3 protein-coding genes are annotated in these 2,167 nt (G+C 64.1%); 1 reads left to right on the forward strand and 2 read right to left on the reverse strand.

The genetic code is table 11. From position 1 onward, the window contains the following. Nucleotides 1–763: sulfite exporter TauE/SafE family protein (locus ACT84W_RS10700; protein ID WP_444329206.1), on the forward strand; the 763-nt coding region annotated here is incomplete at its 5' end. 341 nt (nt 764–1,104) lie between these two features. Here ACT84W_RS10700 and ACT84W_RS10705 read toward each other — a convergent pair. Both ACT84W_RS10705 and ACT84W_RS10710 read right to left on the reverse strand, forming a co-directional pair. Continuing rightward, on the reverse strand, nt 1,105–1,389 hold the full coding sequence (locus ACT84W_RS10705; RefSeq protein WP_444329207.1) for a hypothetical protein: 285 nt from the start codon (nt 1,387–1,389) through the stop codon (nt 1,105–1,107). Nucleotides 1,390–1,480: 91 nt separating this feature from the next. Next, the coding region (locus tag ACT84W_RS10710; protein WP_444329208.1) for a hypothetical protein at nt 1,481–2,167 on the reverse strand (687 nt) is incomplete at its 5' end.

Below are 2,167 nucleotides of genomic sequence, written 5' to 3' on the forward strand. Positions count from 1 at the left end.
GGACGTCCATACGCTGATCATCCTTTGCCCGCTCGTCTTCCTCGGCAGCTTCGTCGACGCGATCGGCGGCGGGGGAGGGCTCATCACCCTGCCCGCCTACCTGCTTGTTGGCCTTCCGGCACACCTCGCCATCGGCACGAACAAGATGTCCTCCATGGTTGGCACGAGCTTCTCGGCTGCGCGCTACATCCGCAACGGCTTCGTCGACTGGCGCCTCGCCGTGCCCTGCGCCGCATGCGCCCTGGCAGCGTCACTTGTGGGGGCACACTTCTCGATGCTTTTGCCCGAGGAGCTCTTCCGTTGGGTCCTCATCTGCGCCCTTCCGGTGGTCGCCGTCGTCACCCTCAGAAAGAAGTCCCTGCGCCAGGAGTCCGACCCCATGCCGAGGCGCCGCCGCGCGGCAATCATGCGCGCGGTCGCCCTCCTGTGCGGCCTCTACGACGGGTTCTATGGGCCCGGGACTGGCACGTTCCTCATCCTCGGGTACTCCGCGCTCGCGCGGCTCGGTGTGCAGGACTGCGCCGGACAGACCAAGTGCGCGAACCTCGCGAGCAACATCGCCGGCTTCGTGTCCTTCCTTGTCGCGGGGCAGTGCTGGTTCGTCCTCGGCGCCGTCGCGTCGGTCTTTTCCATCGCGGGCCACTATCTCGGCGCTGGTATGGTCGTGCGCGACGGTTCGCGCATCGTCCGCCCCATCATCGTCTGCGTCCTCGCGGTCCTCTTTGCAAAGACGATCGGCGAGTCGCTCGGCCTCGTCGCGTAGGCGCGCGGCGGTCGTTGCCGTCGAGGCCTCGACGATCGCCGGGCCTTCTCGGCGGTCCATCTGCAAAGGATTCGGGAGTTGTTGTTCCTCTTGCGAAGAATTCGGTACTTGTTGGTCCTTTTGCAAAGAAAACCTGAGTTCTTGAGCCTGCTAGAACCAACAACTCGCGAATTCTTTGCATTTTGACCAACAACTCGCTTTTTCTTCGCATCGGTTCCGGCGCTTCGGGCTTCTTCGGCGGCGGCCTTGCTGGATATGGTCGCCCAGTCCCGCCCGCTGCCCGAGAGCGGCAGGACTTCTGCGGCGTCGGTTTTGCTGGATTTGGTCGCCGCGCGACCCTCCTACATCGCGGCGAGCGCTTCCTCGACCCGCTCCATCGCGTTGACGACGAGAGGACCTTTGTCCGAAACTCCCCAGCTCAAGCCATCGATCCCGTCGAGCTCGGCCAAAAGCAGCTCTCGGCGGGCGAGCTCGAGGCGCGCCCGGTTCTTGGGCGGGCGCACAGGCGGCAGAGACAGCTCGCGCCGGATCGTGCGGTCGATGAGCGCGTCCATGTACGACGTGCTCTCGCATTGCTCCTTCCAGATCGCGAACGGCTTGAGCCCGACCGCCAAAAGCTCGTTCATCCGGGCGGCGTCTTCTTGCGGGCGCCCGTTCTGTAGATGAGGGTTTCCCTGGTAATCGAGGCAAAGGCCAGGGATTCCTTCGGAGGGCAACCTAAAGAGGATGTCCGGCTTCCGAATCTTCGTCTGCGCGAGGTCGCGTTTCCGTGACCTCGACGCCCCTGTTCATCGAGACGATCTCGATGTGGTAGCCGCCCTTTGCCCTCGGCCAGCTGATCCTCGGCGCGAGCTTGCTCTCTTGCGGCGATCCCGAGAGCTCGATCGCCATGCCTAGAGCGCGCCTGAGCTTTTGCGCCCCGCGAAACCTGCGCCCGCTATCGAGGAAGCTGGTTATATGCTTGATATTCGTGAGCGGCTCTTTACGTTGGAGCATCCCGCCTTCTGTCGCGGGTTGCAGGGCGTAGAGCCCGCAGAGCTCCTCGACGAGCAGCACCAGCTCCAAGTCCGTGGCAAGGCTCGCCATTTGAACCAATAGCAGCTCAGGGCTTACGACCGAGCATCTCTCGTTCAGCCGGACGAGCGATTCGGCCGGGAGGTCGCCAGAGGTCGCGTGGACATTGAACAGCGCGGAGCGCTTGCTGGCGGTCGTCTCCGCACAAAGAAGCGCGATCGGGCGCGCAAGTTGGCGCGCCATGGGGAACGACTCGAGCCATGACTTCACGTCAGGCGCCGTGGGAGCTGTTCTCGGAAGCTCGTTGTGGGCCTGTCCCCGCGAGAGCGCCTGCGGGAATCGCTTGAGGCGCATGACCTCGAGCGCGCTGGTGTGAGAGATGACGTGATC

Origin of the sequence: Paratractidigestivibacter sp. (genome assembly GCF_052362415.1) — a bacterium.
Lineage (GTDB): Bacteria > Actinomycetota > Coriobacteriia > Coriobacteriales > Atopobiaceae > Paratractidigestivibacter.

Coding starts and splice junctions, on each gene's coding strand:
- ACT84W_RS10705 (WP_444329207.1), bottom strand. CDS start 1,389: ATGAACGAGCTTTTGGCGGTCGGGCTCAAGCCGTTCGCGATCTGGAAG.